We start from the raw sequence: 14,795 nt of genomic DNA, 5'->3' as shown, positions 1-14,795 counted from the left end.
TCAGTTTCCCGTTCGATGCAAGATCAGATCGCCGGGCTTTGACGGCCGGTCTGCCGCAGACACAGCCGACCATAGGAATGGGAAATTTCCGAAACGCAGATCGCCGTCCTCCAGCCAAGCGCGGTCGTAGAGCGTGACGCCCTCGCCGGCGAAAGAAAGCGGCGTACAGGTTCGTCCAGCAACGGAGGCTGGAATATTGGTCTTCCAATCTTTCAGACCACACCCCACACCATCCGAGGCCTTGTTGTAGTGCCGTACAACGTCATCGATGTTCGGTGTGAACGTTATGGCCCGGACCGCATGTGTGAAGTCGATGTACCGCTCGTTGGCCGACACGTCCGAGAGCGTACCGCGATAATTCACCTGAACTGTGGGCGTCTGGCAGGAGCTCTTCGCGTAGATTTGCGATGTTGCCACGATTTCGCGATCGTTGATCCGGACCCGCGTAATAGAACCATGACGACCGTTCTTGCCGATCGGCAGGCAGTCACTCGTCCATTCTCCAGCCAGAGTTTGCCCCTTGCCCTGCGCAAATGTGCTCCCTGCGCAAGCAAGGCTTGCCAACAATGTGCATGCGATCAGAAGGCCATATGCGGGCATGTGCAGTATCTCCAGTGAACGGCTGACTGTTCAGCCCGATCATGGCGCATTTGTGAAACGGCCCTATTTCCGGTTGCGCCCCAAGCAAAAGGCCGCCCGGATATAACCGGACGGCCTTTTGCGAAAGAGCAATGACGGGAACCCGTTAGACGAACTGGCTGAGGCCCGGAACCGAGGCGACGACTTCGTCGACCACGTCAGCGCCGACCTTTTCCTTGGCGTAGCCGATGGTTTCCTTGGCGAGCGCGGTGATTTCGCCCATGCCAAGCCCCTGCGACATCAGCTGCTGGCCGAGCGCCATGACGCCGCCACCGGCGCCGACTGCATTCAACAGACCGCCGAGCAGGCCGCCACCGCCACTGGCACCTTCGCCGTTGTACTGCGCGACCAGCGCCTCGGCGCCCGGAATGGCTTCGATCATCTTGGCAACCGGGCCATCAGCGGCTTCGCGTTGCAGGAAGCCGAGCATCATGCCGATGGCCTTTTCAGCCGTCGCCGGGTCAATACCGACATTTTCGGAAACGCGCGTGACCAGTTCGTTCATGGTGATTCTCCTCGTTTATTTGACGTTGACGTGAAGGTAAATTATCTCGAATTGAAACTCAAGCGCCGTTCGGAACGGGTATCCGCAGCGCGAGAACTCAATGATCGTTTCATGTCTTGGTGGCAATAACAATGCGGCCATCCAGCGCGCAAAAGCCGCCTTTTGCATGACAATCCTTCTGTTGCCGCTGAAAGGCACTCCTCCTATAACAGTCATGGGAAAACAATGTGATGAAGGCTGGCGGACCGCTGGCTTTCATCGGCGAAACGGAGACAAGGCCCACATGCTTGAGGACGGGAAGCTCTACATCGGCACCAGCCGGAAACCGGACGACACGATCAACAAGGGCGAATATCTGGATTTCAAATTCGGCAACCGTCACGGCCTTGTGACGGGCGCCACCGGTACCGGCAAGACCGTGACGCTGCAAATCCTCGCGGAAAGCTTCTCCAATGCCGGCGTGCCGGTGTTCTGCGCCGACGTGAAGGGCGATCTTTCCGGCATCGGCGCCATCGGCGAGCCGAAGGACTGGGTGACCAAGCGGGCCGAAGAGATCGGTTTCACCGATTTCGCCTTCCAGGAATTTCCGGTGATCTTCTGGGATCTCTACGGGGAAAAAGGCCATAGGGTGCGGACCACCATGTCAGAGATGGGGCCATTGCTGCTCTCGCGGCTGATGAGCGCCACCGACGCCCAGGAAGGCGTCATCAACATCGCCTTCAAGATCGCCGACGAAGGTGGGCTACCGCTGCTGGATCTCAAGGATTTCCAGGCGATGCTCAACTACATGGGCGAGAACGCATCGGCACTTTCGAGCAAATACGGCCTGATCTCCAAGGCCTCGGTCGGGTCCATCCAGCGTGAACTTCTGATCCTCGAGCAGCAGGGCGCCAAGAACTTTTTCGGCGAACCGGCGCTCAAGGTCTCCGACATCATGCGCACGACCCGCGACGGCCGTGGCGCGATCTCGGTGCTGGCTGCCGACAAGCTGATGATGAACCCGCGCCTGTACGGCACTTTCCTGCTCTGGCTGATGTCGGAACTGTTCGAAGAACTGCCCGAAGTCGGCGACCCGGATAAACCGAAACTGGTGTTCTTCTTCGATGAAGCGCATCTGCTGTTCAACGATGCGCCAAAGGTGCTTCTGGAACGCATCGAGCAGGTCGTCCGCCTGATCCGCTCCAAGGGCGTCGGCGTCTATTTCGTCACGCAGAACCCGCTCGATGTGCCGGAAACCGTGCTGGCGCAGCTCGGTAACCGCATCCAGCATGCGCTGCGTGCCTATACGCCACGCGAGCAGAAGGCGGTGAAGACCGCGGCCGACACCTTCCGTCCCAATCCGGATTTCGACTGCGCCACCGTGATCACCAATCTCGGCACCGGCGAAGCACTGGTCTCGACGCTCGAAGGCAAGGGCTCGCCATCGATGGTCGAGCGCACCCTGATCCGTCCGCCGTCCAGCCGCGCCGGTCCACTGACCGAGGCCGAGCGCGCCAACGTCATGAGTATCAGTCCGGTGGCAGGCCAGTATGACAAGGATGTCGACCGGGAATCCGCCTACGAGATCCTGGCTCAACGCGCAGCCAAATCCACACAGCAGGCAGAAGACAGCCGCGAGACTTCGGAAGCCCCGCCGCCAGCAGCTCCCGGCGGCAGCCGCTGGACCCTGCCCGGCTTCGGCGATGACGACGCGCAAGCACCGGACCAGCCAAAGCCGAAGCCACGCGCGGGCTACCAGCGCGAGAGCGTGGCCGAGGCTGCGATGAAATCCGTTGCCCGCACGGTCGCCTCCTCACTCGGCCGGGCCCTGGTGCGCGGCATTCTCGGAAGCCTGAAGCGGTAACCGCCGCACAGACCTGAAACAGAAAACGGCGGCCCAGTATGGAGCCGCCGTTTTTCGTTTATCGAGTTTAGCCTTCAATCAGGCGAGCTTGGCCGAGATTTCGGTCGAGGTGCGCAGCGCGTGGCTGTAGGGGCAGACGATATGGGCGGCGGCGACGAGCTTTTCGCCGACTTCGCGGTCAACGCCCGGCAGGCTGACGGAGATCGACGGGCTGATATAGAAGCCGGTCCCATCGTCGCGCGGGCCGATACCGACCGTCGTGGTCACCGTTGCGTCTTCCGGGATTTTGACTTTTTCCTTGCCGGCGACGAATTTCAGCGCGCCGAGGAAGCAGGCGGAATAGCCAGCGGCAAACAGTTGCTCAGGATTGGTGCCGGTCGCACCATCGCCGCCGAGTTCCTTCGGAACAGTCAGCGTCACATCGAGAACACCGTTTTCACTGACGGCGTGGCCGGCGCGGCCACCGGTTGCGGATGCCTTGGTCGTGTAGAGAATGGGCATGTCTGTCTCCTGGGTTTCTCAGTGGTTGATGGCGGGGCAATTCGTTGCCTGAGTTTTCAATAGCGCATTATTTAATTGTACGCAATATAATTTTGCAAATTGCAAAATTGTCCCGAAACTGCGAGAATACGCAGTATGAGCAATGATAAAGACATGCGTAAGGACGATCTGAAAGAGGGCGATGCGCTGGCGCTTGGCCAGCAGCTCTGTTTTGCCGTCTATTCGGTGGCCCATGCCTTCAACCGGACCTACAAGCCCCTGCTTGAAAAATTCGGCCTCACCTATCCGCAATATCTGGTGCTTCTGGCGCTCTGGCAGCAGGACAGGATGACGGTGAAGGGAATAGGCGAGGAACTGGGGCTGGATTCAGGCACGCTGTCGCCGCTGCTCAAGCGGCTGGAAACCGCCGGCTTCGTCAGCCGTATCCGCGATAAAAGCGACGAGCGGCAGGTGATCGTCACACTGACCCCGAAGGGGGCGGCGCTCAAGACCGATGCCTTCGGCATTCTGACGGAAATCGGCAAGGCGACGGGATGCAGTATGGCAGAAGCCGCTGCCCTGCGCTCGGCACTGCATGATCTCAACACGCATCTTGGTGAAGACCAGAAATCCTGAGACTATGGTCCACACGGTGGCTGACATGTCGATATCCGCGACACGACCGCCGTACGCTGTATGCCCAGCCGCTATCAGATCGCGGTGTTTTCAGATGACCAGGATTGGTGCCTTGTCGCGCACGCGGTCATAGAGATCGATGACATCCTGATTGATCAGACGGACGCAGCCAGACGAGACGGCCTTGCCGATCGACTGCCATTCCGGCGACCCATGCAGGCGATAGAGCGTGTCTTCGCCGTTCTGGAAGATGTACATCGCCCGCGCGCCGAGTGGGTTGTCGAGACCTGGCTCCATGCCGCCATTGGCGATCGAGTATTTTTCCAGATGCGGCTGGCGGGCGACCATCTCGTTCGGTGGCTTCCAGCGTGGCCATTTCTGCTTCCACTGCAGCACCCCCCTGCCCGACCAGGCAAATCCCTCACGGCCGATGCCGACGCCATAACGCATCGCCGAGCCGTTGGAGAGGATGAGATAGAGAAAGCGCTCGCCGGTATCGACGATGATGGTGCCCGGCTTCTCGCCGAACGTGTTATCGACCTGCTGGCGATAGAAGCGGGCGTCGATCTGTTCGTATGGCACCGCCGGTATGTTGAACCCGCCGTCGATCTTGGGGCCGTACATCTCGGCATAATAGGAGGATTGCAACGGCAGGCCCGTCGGGGTCATGCCGTCACCGACCGGACCTTCGAGCGCTGCACCATAGCGCGGATCGGCAAAACGGCCCTCCTGGGACGGATCGCGAAAATACGGCGCTGTTTCGGCGCGGAAGCGGTCGGTGTTCATCGACGACGTACAGCCTGCAAGGCCAGCGGAGGCGACCGCAAGCCCGGACATATTGAGGAACTGCCGGCGGGAGAGAGCTTTTGAGAAGGTCATTGAACTCTGTATATTCCGTTGACGCATATGGCGAAGACGCGGCCAATGTCCGCGCAGGCATTCTATCCCGGCAACAAATACCGATCTCTTGCCACAAGTATGGCAATTGCGGCTGGATCGGGGCTTGCGGCCCTTCCATGCCATCACGACTGCGCGAGCAGGCGCCTGCGATGCAAAAACGTCACAGGAAACCCAGCCAGGCCTATTTCGCCAGCAGGGGAACAAAGGCCGCCGCAGCGACCGGCCGGCTGAAGAAATAGCCCTGAATGTCGTCACAGCCGCTGGCCGCCAGGAAATCAACCTGCTCCTGTGTTTCGACCCCCTCGGCAATGACCTGCATCTGCAGCTTCTGGGCCAGCGAAATGATCGCACCGGTAATGGCCCGGTCGTCGGCGTCGCCCGGAATATCCTGGACGAAGGAACGGTCGATCTTCAGGCGGCGCACCGGAAAGCGCTTCAGCGCGCTGAGGCTGGAATAACCAGTGCCGAAATCATCGATGGCGAGATGGACGCCAAGCGCTTCCAGTTCGTGCATGGTGGCAACCGCCGAAGCGACATCCTGCATGATCAGGCTTTCGGTCAATTCCAGCTCGAGATAACGCGCTTCCAGCCCGCTGTCCTCCAGCGCCGCGGCGACCTTCGAGACCCAGTTGCGCTCCTTGAACTGACGCGCGGACACATTGACGCTGACGACAATTGGCGGCAGGCCGGCATCCTGCCAGGCCTTGTTCTGGCGGCAGGCCTCGTTCAGCACCCAATCGCCGATCGGCACGATCAGGCCGGTTTCCTCGGCTAGCGGAATGAACTCGCCCGGCGAAATCAGGCCGCGCTCGGGGTGTTGCCAGCGCAGCAGCGATTCCGCGGCAAAAATCCTGCCCGTCTTCAGGTTCATCTGTGGCTGATAATGCAACACGAATTCGCCGCGGGTCACCGCATCACGCAGTTCCTCATGGCGCCGCAACTGTTCATGCGCCTTGGCCGCCATCTGGGCATCGAACACCTGCAGATTGTTGCGGCCAACTTCCTTGGCCCGGTACATGGCGGAATCGGCATTGGCGAGAAGTTCGGTCGCAGTTTCGCCGTGCTCGGGATAACAGACGACGCCCATCGAACAGCTGACCTGCAGGCTGCGGCCGGCCAGCACCACCGGCGCACCAATCGCCGCACGGATCGTCTCCAGCCGGGACAGCATGATGCCGCTCTCGGGTGGCAGGTTGTTGAGGAGAATGATGAATTCATCGCCCCCGACCCGCACGATCATGTCAGACTTGCGGACGCAGGCGAGCATCCGCGCAGCAACGACACGCAGAAGCTCATCGCCGGCATGATGTCCAAGCGTGTCATTGATCAGCTTGAAATTGTCGAGATCGAGGAAGGCCAGTGCCACCCACTGGCCGCTCAGACGGGCCTGCTCCAGGGCGCTGGCGACGCGCTCATCAAACATGGCCCGGTTCGGCAGACCCGTCAGGGCGTCGTGATGCGCCATGAACTGGATACGTTCTTCCGACTGGCGCCGCTCGATGGCGATGCCGGCAAGATGGGCCGCCATCGAAATGAGATCGGTCTGCTCGACCGACGGTGTTCCGGGTTGATGCGAATAAAGGGCGAACGTGCCGAGCACTCGCCCCTGATAGGAGAGGATCGGCATAGACCAGCAGGACCGGTATCCGAGCGGCCGGACCATGTCGGCATAGTCCTCCCAAAGCGGATCGAACTGGATATCGCTGACAAACACCGGTTCGCCACGAAAAGCCGCCGTGCCGCAGGAGCCAACCTTGGGGCCGATGGCGACACCGTGGATCGCAGCGCAATAACCTTCGTCGAGCCCCGGTGCTGCCCCCGTTAAAAGATGTCTCTGGTCCGGTGACAAAAGCAGGATCGAACCGATGATACCCGGCAGATGCGCCTCGATCATCAGGATCAGTTCTTTGAAGAAATCGGAGAGCGGCGTGCTGGTGGCAATCAGTTCCAAAAGGCGAGCCTGACCGAGGAGAAGCCGCTCCGACCGCTTGCGATCGGTGATATCGCGCGAGATGCCGACAATGCCGATGGTGTTCCCCTGCTTGTCGCGCAGCGGTACCTTCGATGTCATCAGCCAGCGCTCATCCTTGCTGACCGCATTCAATTCCTCGATACCGAAGATCGGTTCGCCGGTTTCGATCACCCGGTGCTCGGCCTGTTCGAAATGGCGGGCATTGTCGAGCGTATGGATATCGTAGTCGGTCTTTCCGACGATCTCATGGGCTTCGCGAAAACCGTTTTCCGTCACCGTCGCCTGATTGGCGATCAGAAAGCGGCCGTCCAGATCCTTGGCGTAGATATAGTCGGGAATATGGTTCATCATCGTCTCGAGCCAGTAATGGCGATCGGCGATGTCGGGTTCGGGGCCGAACATGCGCGAGACCTCGGCCGCAAGCCGCTGGCTTGCCGCGATCAATCGCTGCGTGTCGTCGTTGCTGGCAATCCTGGCTCCACTATCCCTTCGATAGCGGCTCAAATTCTTCGTCAAGCTGGCCTCCAAAGACGGATATACCGGTCTAGCCGTCTCTTCCTTGTTCCCCAGTCCAACTTCTAGCAGCCATAAGTTATTCTTCCCTAAAGATACAACGGCAGAATAAACGCATTCCGTACAATAGCGAAACAAAAATCAACCTATAATTGCCGCCATCATTCCCAATCGTATCGCTTTGGTACATCTCGCCGTGGCACGATCTGTGCTTCACCAAGCCAAAGGATTTGCCATGCTGAACCGCCGCCTGCTTCTGTCATCAATCGCCTCGATGGGGTTTTACGCGGCGGCCACCCGCGTTTCCGGGGCAGCGGCGATGAAACCGGCACAGGACGGCCTGCGCGGCACGATCGATATTTCCGGCTATGGCGTCGCTCCCGATCGCACCAGTGATCAAAGCAAAGCTATCAACCGGCTTTTCAAGGAGGCGGCGGAAAAGGGCATGCCGGTTTTCCTGCCGGCCGGCGACTACCGCGTTTCCGCCATCACCCTGCCCGATACGCTCTGGGTCAGCGGCGTTCCCGGCCGCACGCGGCTGATCCACACCGGCGGCGGCCCCTTCCTCACCGGCGAAGGGCCCGGCAAGCTGACCCTGTCGGATCTTGTTTTCGACGGCGGCGGTCTATCGCTAGGCGGGGACGCTGGTGGACTTCTGCATCTGCGCGGCTTAGCCGATCTCACCATCGAGAACTGCACGATCACGGGCGCATCGAAGCATGGCATCCATGCCGAGCGTTGCGGCGGCCGGATCACCGGCAACAGCATTTCGCAGGCGGCCTTTTCCGGCATTTATGCGGTGGAAAGCGAACGGCTGGCGATCACGGCCAACACAGTATCCGACTGCGGCAATGGCGGCATTCTGGTGCATCGCTGGGAGGCGGGCGAAGACAATACGATGGTCAGCGGCAACCGGGTGTTCAAGATCGCCGGAAACGACGGCGGCACCGGCGAGAACGGCAACGGCATCAACATTTTCCGCGCCTGGAATGTCATGGTGAGCGACAATCACGTTTCAGACTGCGCCTTTTCCGCCATCCGCGCCAACGCCGCCACGAATGTGCAGATCTCCAACAACCAGTGCCTGCGGTCCGGCGAAACGGCGATCTATTCCGAATTCGGCTTTCAGGGCGCAATCGTCGCCGGCAATCTGGTCGATGGCGCCGCCAACGGCATCCTGGTCCTCAATTTCGACGCGGGCGGCAGGCTGGCGACCGTTAGCGGCAACATCGTCCGCAACCTGCATCTCGACGGCCCCTATGTGCATGACGGTGCCGGTTTCGGTTTCGGCATCGCTGCCGAAGCGGACACGGTGATCTCCGGCAACACCATCGAGAACGCGCCAAAATGGGGGCTGATGCTGGGCTGGGGACCCTATATGCGCGGCATCGTGGCGACCGGCAATCTGGTGCGTGGCGCTGGCGGCGGCTGCGCCGTCACTGTGGTCGAGGGTGCGGGCACGGCGCTCATCGCCAACAACCTGTTTCAGGACGTCAAGGACGGCGCCATCCTCGGTTATCGCTGGAACGACAAAGCGACAGACGATTTGCTGACAGGCGGAAGCCAGGCGTTCGCGCATCTGACCCTCACTGGCAACCGGATCGCCTGAGAACGGTCACATCAAAAGATTTCATGTCTGGTATCACTGCCATACGCTTCATGCCCCGGCGCGATTGGCCTAGTTTACGGCGAAAATTCCACCGAGGGGACACATATGCTGACGATCTACGGAGTTTACTGCTCGCGCGCCTCGCGCAACTACTGGATGGCCGAGGAACTCGGCATTCTTTTTAAGTCCGTGCCGGTCATTCAGGCGCGGCGGCTCGCCGATCCGCTTGCGCCCGGAGCGCAGATCAACACCAAGTCGCCGGCGTTCCTCGCTGTCAACCCGATGGGGCTGATCCCGGCAATCGAGGATGATGGGCTGGTGCTGGCGGAATCGCTCGCCAACAATCTCTATCTTGCCCGCAAGCATGGCGGGCTGCTGGCCGGTGCCAACGTGCGCGAAGAAGGCGAGCTAACGGCCTGGACGCTCTGGGCTGCGACCGAGGTCGAGCCCTACTCGGTGAAGCTCGTGCTGACCTATGACAATGCGCAGGAGAATACTCCCGACGGCAAGGCCTTGATCGAAGCTTGCGTCAAAGGGCTGGAACGGCCGATGGCGCGGCTTGAACAGCACCTGCAGTCACAGGATTACGTGGTCGGCAACCGCTTCACCGTCGCCGATCTCAACCTCGCGGAAGTGCTGCGTTACGCCATGAGCGAGACGGATCTCTTCGACAGGCACCCATGCGTCAAAGCCTGGCTCGACCGCTGCCATGCCCGGCCGGGCTTTGAAGCGATGATGGCCGGACGGCGCAAGGAAGTGCAGGCCGCGTGAGACCTATGCGAAACCGAGGCGCCGTACGCTCTCGGCAATTTCGTCACGCACCCATTGCTTGAAAGCCAAAACCGTCTTGCTTTCGCGGCGCGACGGGGGCGTGACGAAATAATGCGCAAACCCCGTCGTCGCCCGGACCGGGAAAGGCATGACCAGCCGCTTCTCGATCAGGGAATAGGCTGCGAGCGTCTGCCAGGCGAGCATTACGCCCTGACCGGCAATGGCCGCATCAAGGCAGAGCGAGGCATCGTTGAACACATGCCGCGTCACCATTTCTTTGCCCGGCAGGCCGACTTCACGCAGCCACATCTCCCAGCTGAGATTGGAATGACCGTCGATGACAGCCGGGATTTTTAGAATGTCGGCCGGCTCTTTCAGTTTTTCTGCAATGGCCGGTGAACAGACGGGAAAGACCTCCTGGCCGATGAGAAGTTCGGCCTTGACGCCCGGCCAATTGCCAGCGCCGACGCGGATGCCAATATCGACGCCGGTGCTTTCCAGATTGACCAGCGCCGTCGTCGCATCGATGCGCAGGCGAATATCGGGATGTTTTTCGGTAAAGCGATCCAGCCGGTGTACCAGCCACCGCGCCGCGAATACCGGGGCGACGGAGATTGTCAGGATCGTTTCATCCCGCCTCTTTGCCGAGGCGACAGCCTGATCCAATGTTTCGAAACCGCCGGTCAGCCGGGGCAAAAAGCTCTCGCCAAACGCGGTGGCAGCCAGACCGCGCGGGCTGCGCTCAAAGAGGATGCGGCCAAGCTGTTTCTCTGTCTTGATGATCTGCTGGCTGACGGCACCGATGGTGACGCCAAGCTCGCCGGCCGCCGCCTGCAGCGAACCGAGACGGCCGGCGGCCTCGACTGCCCGCAGTCCATTCAGGTGAATGCTGTTCAGATCTTTCATATAGATTTTCTATATTCGATGCGCGGCAATCTCAATTGAAATTATTGCCAACAGGGAGGATCATGTGGCTATCGAAGAAGGATGGTGATGCCATGGTGAAGATTTTCTCGATACTGGACCAGCTGCTTCCCGCTGCCGCAGACGATGACACACCGGCAGACTGGAGCCGCGACCTGCTCCGCCACCCCGACATTGCCCGGATGGATAGCCGCGAACTGGGTGACCTGCCGTTTCCGGGCAACACCGTGCGCCTGTCACCCAAGTTACCGCGTGAGGCATGCCAGGCGTGAGCCGTGCCGGATGGTTTGAACCGGAGGCCGTATCGTCCGGCACTGGCCTGTCTCGGCACGCCGAACTCAGATTTCGAACGGCTTGCCGGGGCGGCAAGGTGCAGAAGCGCCTTGCCGCCAGTTTCGCAGCGACCGGCCTGCGCTAGTCTCAGTGCCCGGCTGAGGCCAGAACCCGCTTGACGGCCGGACGCTCTGCCATCCGCCGGCTGTGATCCAGAACCTTCGGGAACTTTTTGGGATCGACGCCATCACCTTCCAGCCAGCCGGCCAGCGTGAACAGGTAAGGATCGGCAATCGAATAGACCTCCCCCATCACCCAGGGACCAGCGAACATGCTGTTTTCGATGAGATCGAAACATTCGCTCATGTTGGCGGCAACCTTTGCAGACATCGCTGCGATCGCCGCGGCGTCATCGGCCCAGCGGCTGGCGCGGCGGCCGTGGGCATGGGCGACATGCACGGTCGAGGAAAGATAGGAATTGAAAGCCTGTATCCGGGCGAACTCGAACGGATCAGCCGGCACGCCGATCGCTGAATCCGGAAAACTCTGGCCGATATAGGCAAGGATGGCAGACGATTCCGTCAGGATACCCTTGTCCGTCACGAGCGCCGGCACACGCCCCTTGGGATTGACGCGCAGGAACTCCGGAGACCGCTGCTGCTGCCTGGAAAAATCGATGCTTTCAGCCTCGTATACCGCACCCGCTTCTTCAAGGGCGATATGCGCTGCCTGCGAACAGGTCCCCGGCGTGAAATACAGCTTCAACATGTCTTTCTCCTTCCTTGACCGGCAACAGGCCGGTTTTTCCGGCGCAACTGATAACAATCGCGCCGGGCGTTCACCAGCCGGTTTCGGGGCTGATCACGCCATTGTGGTCAGAGCGGAGCAGGCACATCCTCCAATCGAAAATAGACCGGAATACCGCGCTCGCGGGCGATCCGCACATCGTTGTCGGCCCCCTTGCTCTCACCCGGCAAACGCAGAACCGCTTCGCACAGCTGCAAAAGCCGTCCGGCAACAGGGTGGAAAATCTGCTCATAGAGATCATCACCAACCTCGCGGCCACCCGCCGCATGCCAGATCGGCAACGCAACCCATTCGCCAATCATCGGCACATGCCCGGCCTGAAACAGCGCATGCGAGGGCTCCTCAAGGCGCTTGAGGTTTTCCGCCATCTTCACAGGGTCATCACCTGTGCCGGAGCGATATGGCCCGGCAATCAAAATCAACATGGGTTCTCTCCGCTTTCTGCACGAAATGTCCAGATAATTCTGGATATCCCGTGATACATCATGCAATATCGTGCGGAGTCAAGAATGATTTGGAGACTGGAATGCTGACTTCGCAACGGCGGGCATTGATTTCGGCACGACTGGCCAGCGATGGCCAGATCGTGGCTGGCGAACTGGCGCAGGAACTCGGCCTGTCGGAAGACACGATTCGGCGCGATCTGCGCGATATGGCAACAGCCGGTCTTTTGAAGCGGGTGCATGGCGGCGCGCTGCCGGTCACGCCGCCGCTGCCGGATCTGGAAACCCGCCAGACGATGTCCACCGACGTCAAGAGGCGGCTGGGACGCAAGGCCGCAGAACTGGTACGCCGGGGACAATTGATCTTCATCGACGGCGGCACGACCAATGCCGAACTGGTCCGCGCCCTGCCCCGCGACATGGCACTGACCATCGCCACCCACAGTCCGGCAATCGCAGCGCTGCTGGACAAACACCGGGCTGAGGTGATCCTGATCGGCGGCAGGCTTTACAAGCATTCGATGGTTGCGACCGGCGCTGCAGCTCTTGCGGCGATCGCCACGCTCCGCCCCGATATCTTCTTCCTCGGCGCCACCGCCATTCATCCATCGCACGGGCTCTCGACCGGAGATTATGAGGAAGCGGCCATCAAGCGCGCCATTACAGCGCAATCGGCCGAAACCATCGTCCTGATGACCGAGGAAAAATTCGGCGCCGTCTCGCCGCATCGCATTGCAGGTATCGAGGAGATCACGGCTCTGATCATGCCCGCCGATATTGCACCGGAGACCAGTGCGCCCTACCGGCAGAAGGCCGTGCGGATTATCGAGGCGTAGGCATCATGCGGCTCTTGGCGTGATGCGCGCCAGCTCACCGCCCAACTCCCGGCGCGTCTCCATGATGTCATGATCCGTCTGCAGCCGCAGGAAGAACCCTTCGGAAAGCCCAAAATAGCGGGCGAGCCGCAGGTCGGTATCAGCGGTCACGATGCGCTTTCCGAGGACAATTTCGTTGATGCGGCGTGGCGGCACGTGAATTGCGCGGGCCAAACCATTCTGACTCAACGCCATGGGCACCAGAAAATCGTGCAGCAGAATTTCGCCAGGATGCGGATTGGGCAGCAGATCGTCATCAATGATAGTCGGCGATTTCGACATTATGCACCTCACCTTCCTGCCATATAAAACAAATGCGCCATTGATCGTTGATCCGGATGGAATGCTGCCCCGAGCGATTGCCCTTCAACATCTCAAGCCGGTTTCCCGGAGAAATGCGCAAATCATTCAGGTTGTTAGCGGCGTTGATCAAGCGTAACTTTCGCAGCGCAATCGCCTGAATTTCGATAGGCAGCCTGCGACTGCGCCGACCGCTCCAGATACTTTCAGTTTCACGGTCAGCAAAACTCTTGATCATGCCCAACCATAACGCATCGCGTTATAGCTTTCAAGAATGTGCTCACGCAAAAGCGCCGGTGACCCTGACGTCGCCGACATGGATGCCGTTCCAGTTTTTCATCGAATGGTTGGCCTGCGCCATCAGGCTCTGGTGCAGCTCCGGTTCGTCGGTGAAGAAACGGGCGAGCGTGGCGGCGATCATGGCTTCGGCGGCACGGGTGGCGCCGTCCTCGCATTTCAGCGCAATCGCAATGCCCTTTTCCGGAATGGCAGCGCAGAACACACCTTCGGCACCGGTCTTGGCGAAAATGCGGCCGGGTGCCGTCTGCATCAGCCGTGTGCAGGCGCGCTTGCTACCGGCCACAAAAAAGGGTTCGGCCATGCAGGCTTCGATCAAGCGTTTCGAGGCTTTGGCACGCAGGGGTTCCAGGCCGCTGCCGGTCGCCATTTTGGCAAAACCGTGAGCGAGGCCCTTCAGCGGTACGGCGTATGTCGGGATCGAGCAGCCATCGGTGCCGCAATTGTCATGGGCGAGCACGGCACCGGTCAGGCTTTCCATGACGCCGCGGATTTCACGCTGCAACGGATGATCGTAGGTGACGTAGCCGGTGGGCTCCTCGCCACTGTGGCAGCAGGCGCAGATGAAGCCGGCATGTTTGCCGGAACAATTGTTGTGCAGCGCCGAGGGATGCTCCAGCGCGCGTGCCTGGCTGATGATCGTATCCTGATTGCCCGACCAGTGGGCGCCGCATTCGAGCGTCGAGACGTCGCGGCCGGCCGCTGCCAGCATCTCGGCGGCCAGCGCCACATGTTCCGGCTCGCCATTGTGCGACGAGCAGGACAGCGCCAAGGCCCGCTTGTCGAACCCGTAGGCATCGGCAGCGCCGGTCTCCATCAATGGCAGCGCCTGCATGGCCTTGCAGGCCGAACGCGGAAAGACACCGGCATCTGTCTCGCCAAGCGAAAACACGGTCTTTCCATCGCCATCGACAACGATCACCATGCCGCGATGGCGGCTTTCAACCAGATTACCGCGCGTGACTTCAACAAGAACCGGGTTCGACATGGTTGTGCCCTCAAAAATCC

17 protein-coding genes are annotated in these 14,795 nt (G+C 60.4%); 6 read left to right on the top strand and 11 right to left on the bottom strand.

Annotation, left to right across the window (positions count from 1 at the left end):
- Both R6X40_RS09635 and R6X40_RS09630 read right to left on the bottom strand, forming a co-directional pair.
- Positions 1–600: a hypothetical protein gene (locus R6X40_RS09635; RefSeq protein ID WP_318412974.1), complete on the bottom strand. Its 600-nt coding sequence runs from the start codon at positions 598–600 to the stop codon at positions 1–3.
- Positions 601–745: 145 nt separating this feature from the next.
- The gene (locus tag R6X40_RS09630; protein WP_318412972.1) at positions 746–1,144 is read right to left on the bottom strand and encodes a hypothetical protein; all 399 of its coding nucleotides are present in this window, start codon (positions 1,142–1,144) and stop codon (positions 746–748) included.
- 283 nt (positions 1,145–1,427) lie between these two features.
- On the opposite strand from R6X40_RS09630, the gene R6X40_RS09625 reads away from it, so the two are divergent.
- A complete protein-coding gene (locus tag R6X40_RS09625) occupies positions 1,428–2,987 on the top strand; it encodes a DUF853 domain-containing protein (protein ID WP_318412971.1) in 1,560 nt (519 codons plus the stop codon).
- A gap of 78 nt (positions 2,988–3,065) precedes the next feature.
- On the opposite strand, the gene R6X40_RS09620 is transcribed toward R6X40_RS09625, so the two are convergent.
- The gene (locus R6X40_RS09620) at positions 3,066–3,488 is read right to left on the bottom strand and encodes an organic hydroperoxide resistance protein (RefSeq protein ID WP_037161043.1); all 423 of its coding nucleotides are present in this window, start codon (positions 3,486–3,488) and stop codon (positions 3,066–3,068) included.
- A gap of 135 nt (positions 3,489–3,623) precedes the next feature.
- Between R6X40_RS09620 and R6X40_RS09615 the strand changes: the two genes are divergently transcribed.
- Entirely contained in the window at positions 3,624–4,103 is a 480-nt protein-coding gene (locus tag R6X40_RS09615; RefSeq protein WP_318412970.1) for a MarR family transcriptional regulator, read from the top strand.
- Positions 4,104–4,193: 90 nt separating this feature from the next.
- Here the strand turns inward: R6X40_RS09615 and R6X40_RS09610 are convergent, their stop codons facing one another.
- Together R6X40_RS09610 and R6X40_RS09605 are read right to left on the bottom strand one after the other, a co-directional pair.
- Entirely contained in the window at positions 4,194–4,982 is a 789-nt protein-coding gene (locus tag R6X40_RS09610) for a L,D-transpeptidase family protein (protein WP_318412968.1), read from the bottom strand.
- A gap of 202 nt (positions 4,983–5,184) precedes the next feature.
- On the bottom strand, positions 5,185–7,491 hold the full coding sequence (locus tag R6X40_RS09605; protein ID WP_412178360.1) for an EAL domain-containing protein: 2,307 nt from the start codon (positions 7,489–7,491) through the stop codon (positions 5,185–5,187).
- Between the two features lie 232 nt (positions 7,492–7,723).
- Between R6X40_RS09605 and R6X40_RS09600 the strand changes: the two genes are divergently transcribed.
- Both R6X40_RS09600 and R6X40_RS09595 read left to right on the top strand, forming a co-directional pair.
- On the top strand, positions 7,724–9,097 hold the full coding sequence (locus R6X40_RS09600; protein ID WP_318412966.1) for a TIGR03808 family TAT-translocated repetitive protein: 1,374 nt from the start codon (positions 7,724–7,726) through the stop codon (positions 9,095–9,097).
- A gap of 105 nt (positions 9,098–9,202) precedes the next feature.
- On the top strand, positions 9,203–9,868 hold the full coding sequence (locus R6X40_RS09595) for a glutathione S-transferase family protein (protein WP_318412964.1): 666 nt from the start codon (positions 9,203–9,205) through the stop codon (positions 9,866–9,868).
- A 3-nt stretch (positions 9,869–9,871) separates the two neighbouring features.
- On the opposite strand, the gene R6X40_RS09590 is transcribed toward R6X40_RS09595, so the two are convergent.
- Positions 9,872–10,774 carry a LysR substrate-binding domain-containing protein gene (locus R6X40_RS09590; protein ID WP_318412962.1) on the bottom strand — a complete coding sequence of 301 codons (903 nt, stop codon included), beginning with the start codon at positions 10,772–10,774 and terminating at the stop codon, positions 9,872–9,874.
- A gap of 92 nt (positions 10,775–10,866) precedes the next feature.
- Here R6X40_RS09590 and R6X40_RS09585 point away from each other — a divergent pair, with 92 nt between their 5' ends.
- Entirely contained in the window at positions 10,867–11,064 is a 198-nt protein-coding gene (locus R6X40_RS09585) for a hypothetical protein (protein ID WP_318412960.1), read from the top strand.
- Positions 11,065–11,212: 148 nt separating this feature from the next.
- On the opposite strand, the gene R6X40_RS09580 is transcribed toward R6X40_RS09585, so the two are convergent.
- A complete protein-coding gene (locus tag R6X40_RS09580; protein WP_318412958.1) occupies positions 11,213–11,833 on the bottom strand; it encodes a glutathione S-transferase family protein in 621 nt (206 codons plus the stop codon).
- A 107-nt stretch (positions 11,834–11,940) separates the two neighbouring features.
- Positions 11,941–12,297 (bottom strand): DUF4406 domain-containing protein, encoded by a 357-nt coding sequence (locus R6X40_RS09575; RefSeq protein ID WP_318412957.1) that lies wholly within the window; start codon positions 12,295–12,297, stop codon positions 11,941–11,943.
- Positions 12,298–12,398: 101 nt separating this feature from the next.
- Here R6X40_RS09575 and R6X40_RS09570 point away from each other — a divergent pair, with 101 nt between their 5' ends.
- The gene (locus tag R6X40_RS09570; protein ID WP_318412955.1) at positions 12,399–13,151 is read left to right on the top strand and encodes a DeoR/GlpR family DNA-binding transcription regulator; all 753 of its coding nucleotides are present in this window, start codon (positions 12,399–12,401) and stop codon (positions 13,149–13,151) included.
- 3 nt (positions 13,152–13,154) lie between these two features.
- On the opposite strand, the gene R6X40_RS09565 is transcribed toward R6X40_RS09570, so the two are convergent.
- From R6X40_RS09565 to R6X40_RS09555, 3 genes are read right to left on the bottom strand one after another with little or no spacing between them, the layout of a single operon-like run.
- Positions 13,155–13,472 (bottom strand): HigA family addiction module antitoxin, encoded by a 318-nt coding sequence (locus tag R6X40_RS09565; protein ID WP_318412953.1) that lies wholly within the window; start codon positions 13,470–13,472, stop codon positions 13,155–13,157.
- Positions 13,447–13,728: a type II toxin-antitoxin system RelE/ParE family toxin gene (locus R6X40_RS09560; RefSeq protein WP_318412951.1), complete on the bottom strand. Its 282-nt coding sequence runs from the start codon at positions 13,726–13,728 to the stop codon at positions 13,447–13,449. The genes R6X40_RS09565 and R6X40_RS09560 overlap by 26 nt, the downstream gene beginning before the upstream one ends.
- 42 nt (positions 13,729–13,770) lie before the next feature.
- Positions 13,771–14,775: an asparaginase gene (locus R6X40_RS09555; protein WP_318412949.1), complete on the bottom strand. Its 1,005-nt coding sequence runs from the start codon at positions 14,773–14,775 to the stop codon at positions 13,771–13,773.
- Positions 14,776–14,795: the final 20 nt, after the last annotated feature.

It is taken from the genome of Rhizobium sp. PL01, from assembly GCF_033447125.1.
Taxonomy (GTDB): domain Bacteria; phylum Pseudomonadota; class Alphaproteobacteria; order Rhizobiales; family Rhizobiaceae; genus Pararhizobium.
Note: the sequence above shows the minus strand (reverse complement) of the source record. Positions and strands in the feature narration are given on the sequence as shown.

Excerpts from the sequence above, each read along its gene's own strand:
- R6X40_RS09635 (WP_318412974.1), bottom strand. The coding sequence starts at position 600 with ATGCCCGCATATGGCCTTCTGATCGCATGCACATTGTTGGCAAGCCTT.
- R6X40_RS09630 (WP_318412972.1), bottom strand. The coding sequence starts at position 1,144 with ATGAACGAACTGGTCACGCGCGTTTCCGAAAATGTCGGTATTGACCCG.
- R6X40_RS09625 (WP_318412971.1), top strand. The coding sequence starts at position 1,428 with ATGCTTGAGGACGGGAAGCTCTACATCGGCACCAGCCGGAAACCGGAC.
- R6X40_RS09620 (WP_037161043.1), bottom strand. The coding sequence starts at position 3,488 with ATGCCCATTCTCTACACGACCAAGGCATCCGCAACCGGTGGCCGCGCC.
- R6X40_RS09615 (WP_318412970.1), top strand. The coding sequence starts at position 3,624 with ATGAGCAATGATAAAGACATGCGTAAGGACGATCTGAAAGAGGGCGAT.
- R6X40_RS09610 (WP_318412968.1), bottom strand. The coding sequence starts at position 4,982 with ATGACCTTCTCAAAAGCTCTCTCCCGCCGGCAGTTCCTCAATATGTCC.
- R6X40_RS09600 (WP_318412966.1), top strand. The coding sequence starts at position 7,724 with ATGCTGAACCGCCGCCTGCTTCTGTCATCAATCGCCTCGATGGGGTTT.
- R6X40_RS09595 (WP_318412964.1), top strand. The coding sequence starts at position 9,203 with ATGCTGACGATCTACGGAGTTTACTGCTCGCGCGCCTCGCGCAACTAC.
- R6X40_RS09590 (WP_318412962.1), bottom strand. The coding sequence starts at position 10,774 with ATGAAAGATCTGAACAGCATTCACCTGAATGGACTGCGGGCAGTCGAG.
- R6X40_RS09585 (WP_318412960.1), top strand. The coding sequence starts at position 10,867 with ATGGTGAAGATTTTCTCGATACTGGACCAGCTGCTTCCCGCTGCCGCA.
- R6X40_RS09580 (WP_318412958.1), bottom strand. The coding sequence starts at position 11,833 with ATGTTGAAGCTGTATTTCACGCCGGGGACCTGTTCGCAGGCAGCGCAT.
- R6X40_RS09575 (WP_318412957.1), bottom strand. The coding sequence starts at position 12,297 with ATGTTGATTTTGATTGCCGGGCCATATCGCTCCGGCACAGGTGATGAC.
- R6X40_RS09570 (WP_318412955.1), top strand. The coding sequence starts at position 12,399 with ATGCTGACTTCGCAACGGCGGGCATTGATTTCGGCACGACTGGCCAGC.
- R6X40_RS09565 (WP_318412953.1), bottom strand. The coding sequence starts at position 13,472 with ATGTCGAAATCGCCGACTATCATTGATGACGATCTGCTGCCCAATCCG.
- R6X40_RS09560 (WP_318412951.1), bottom strand. The coding sequence starts at position 13,728 with ATGATCAAGAGTTTTGCTGACCGTGAAACTGAAAGTATCTGGAGCGGT.
- R6X40_RS09555 (WP_318412949.1), bottom strand. The coding sequence starts at position 14,775 with ATGTCGAACCCGGTTCTTGTTGAAGTCACGCGCGGTAATCTGGTTGAA.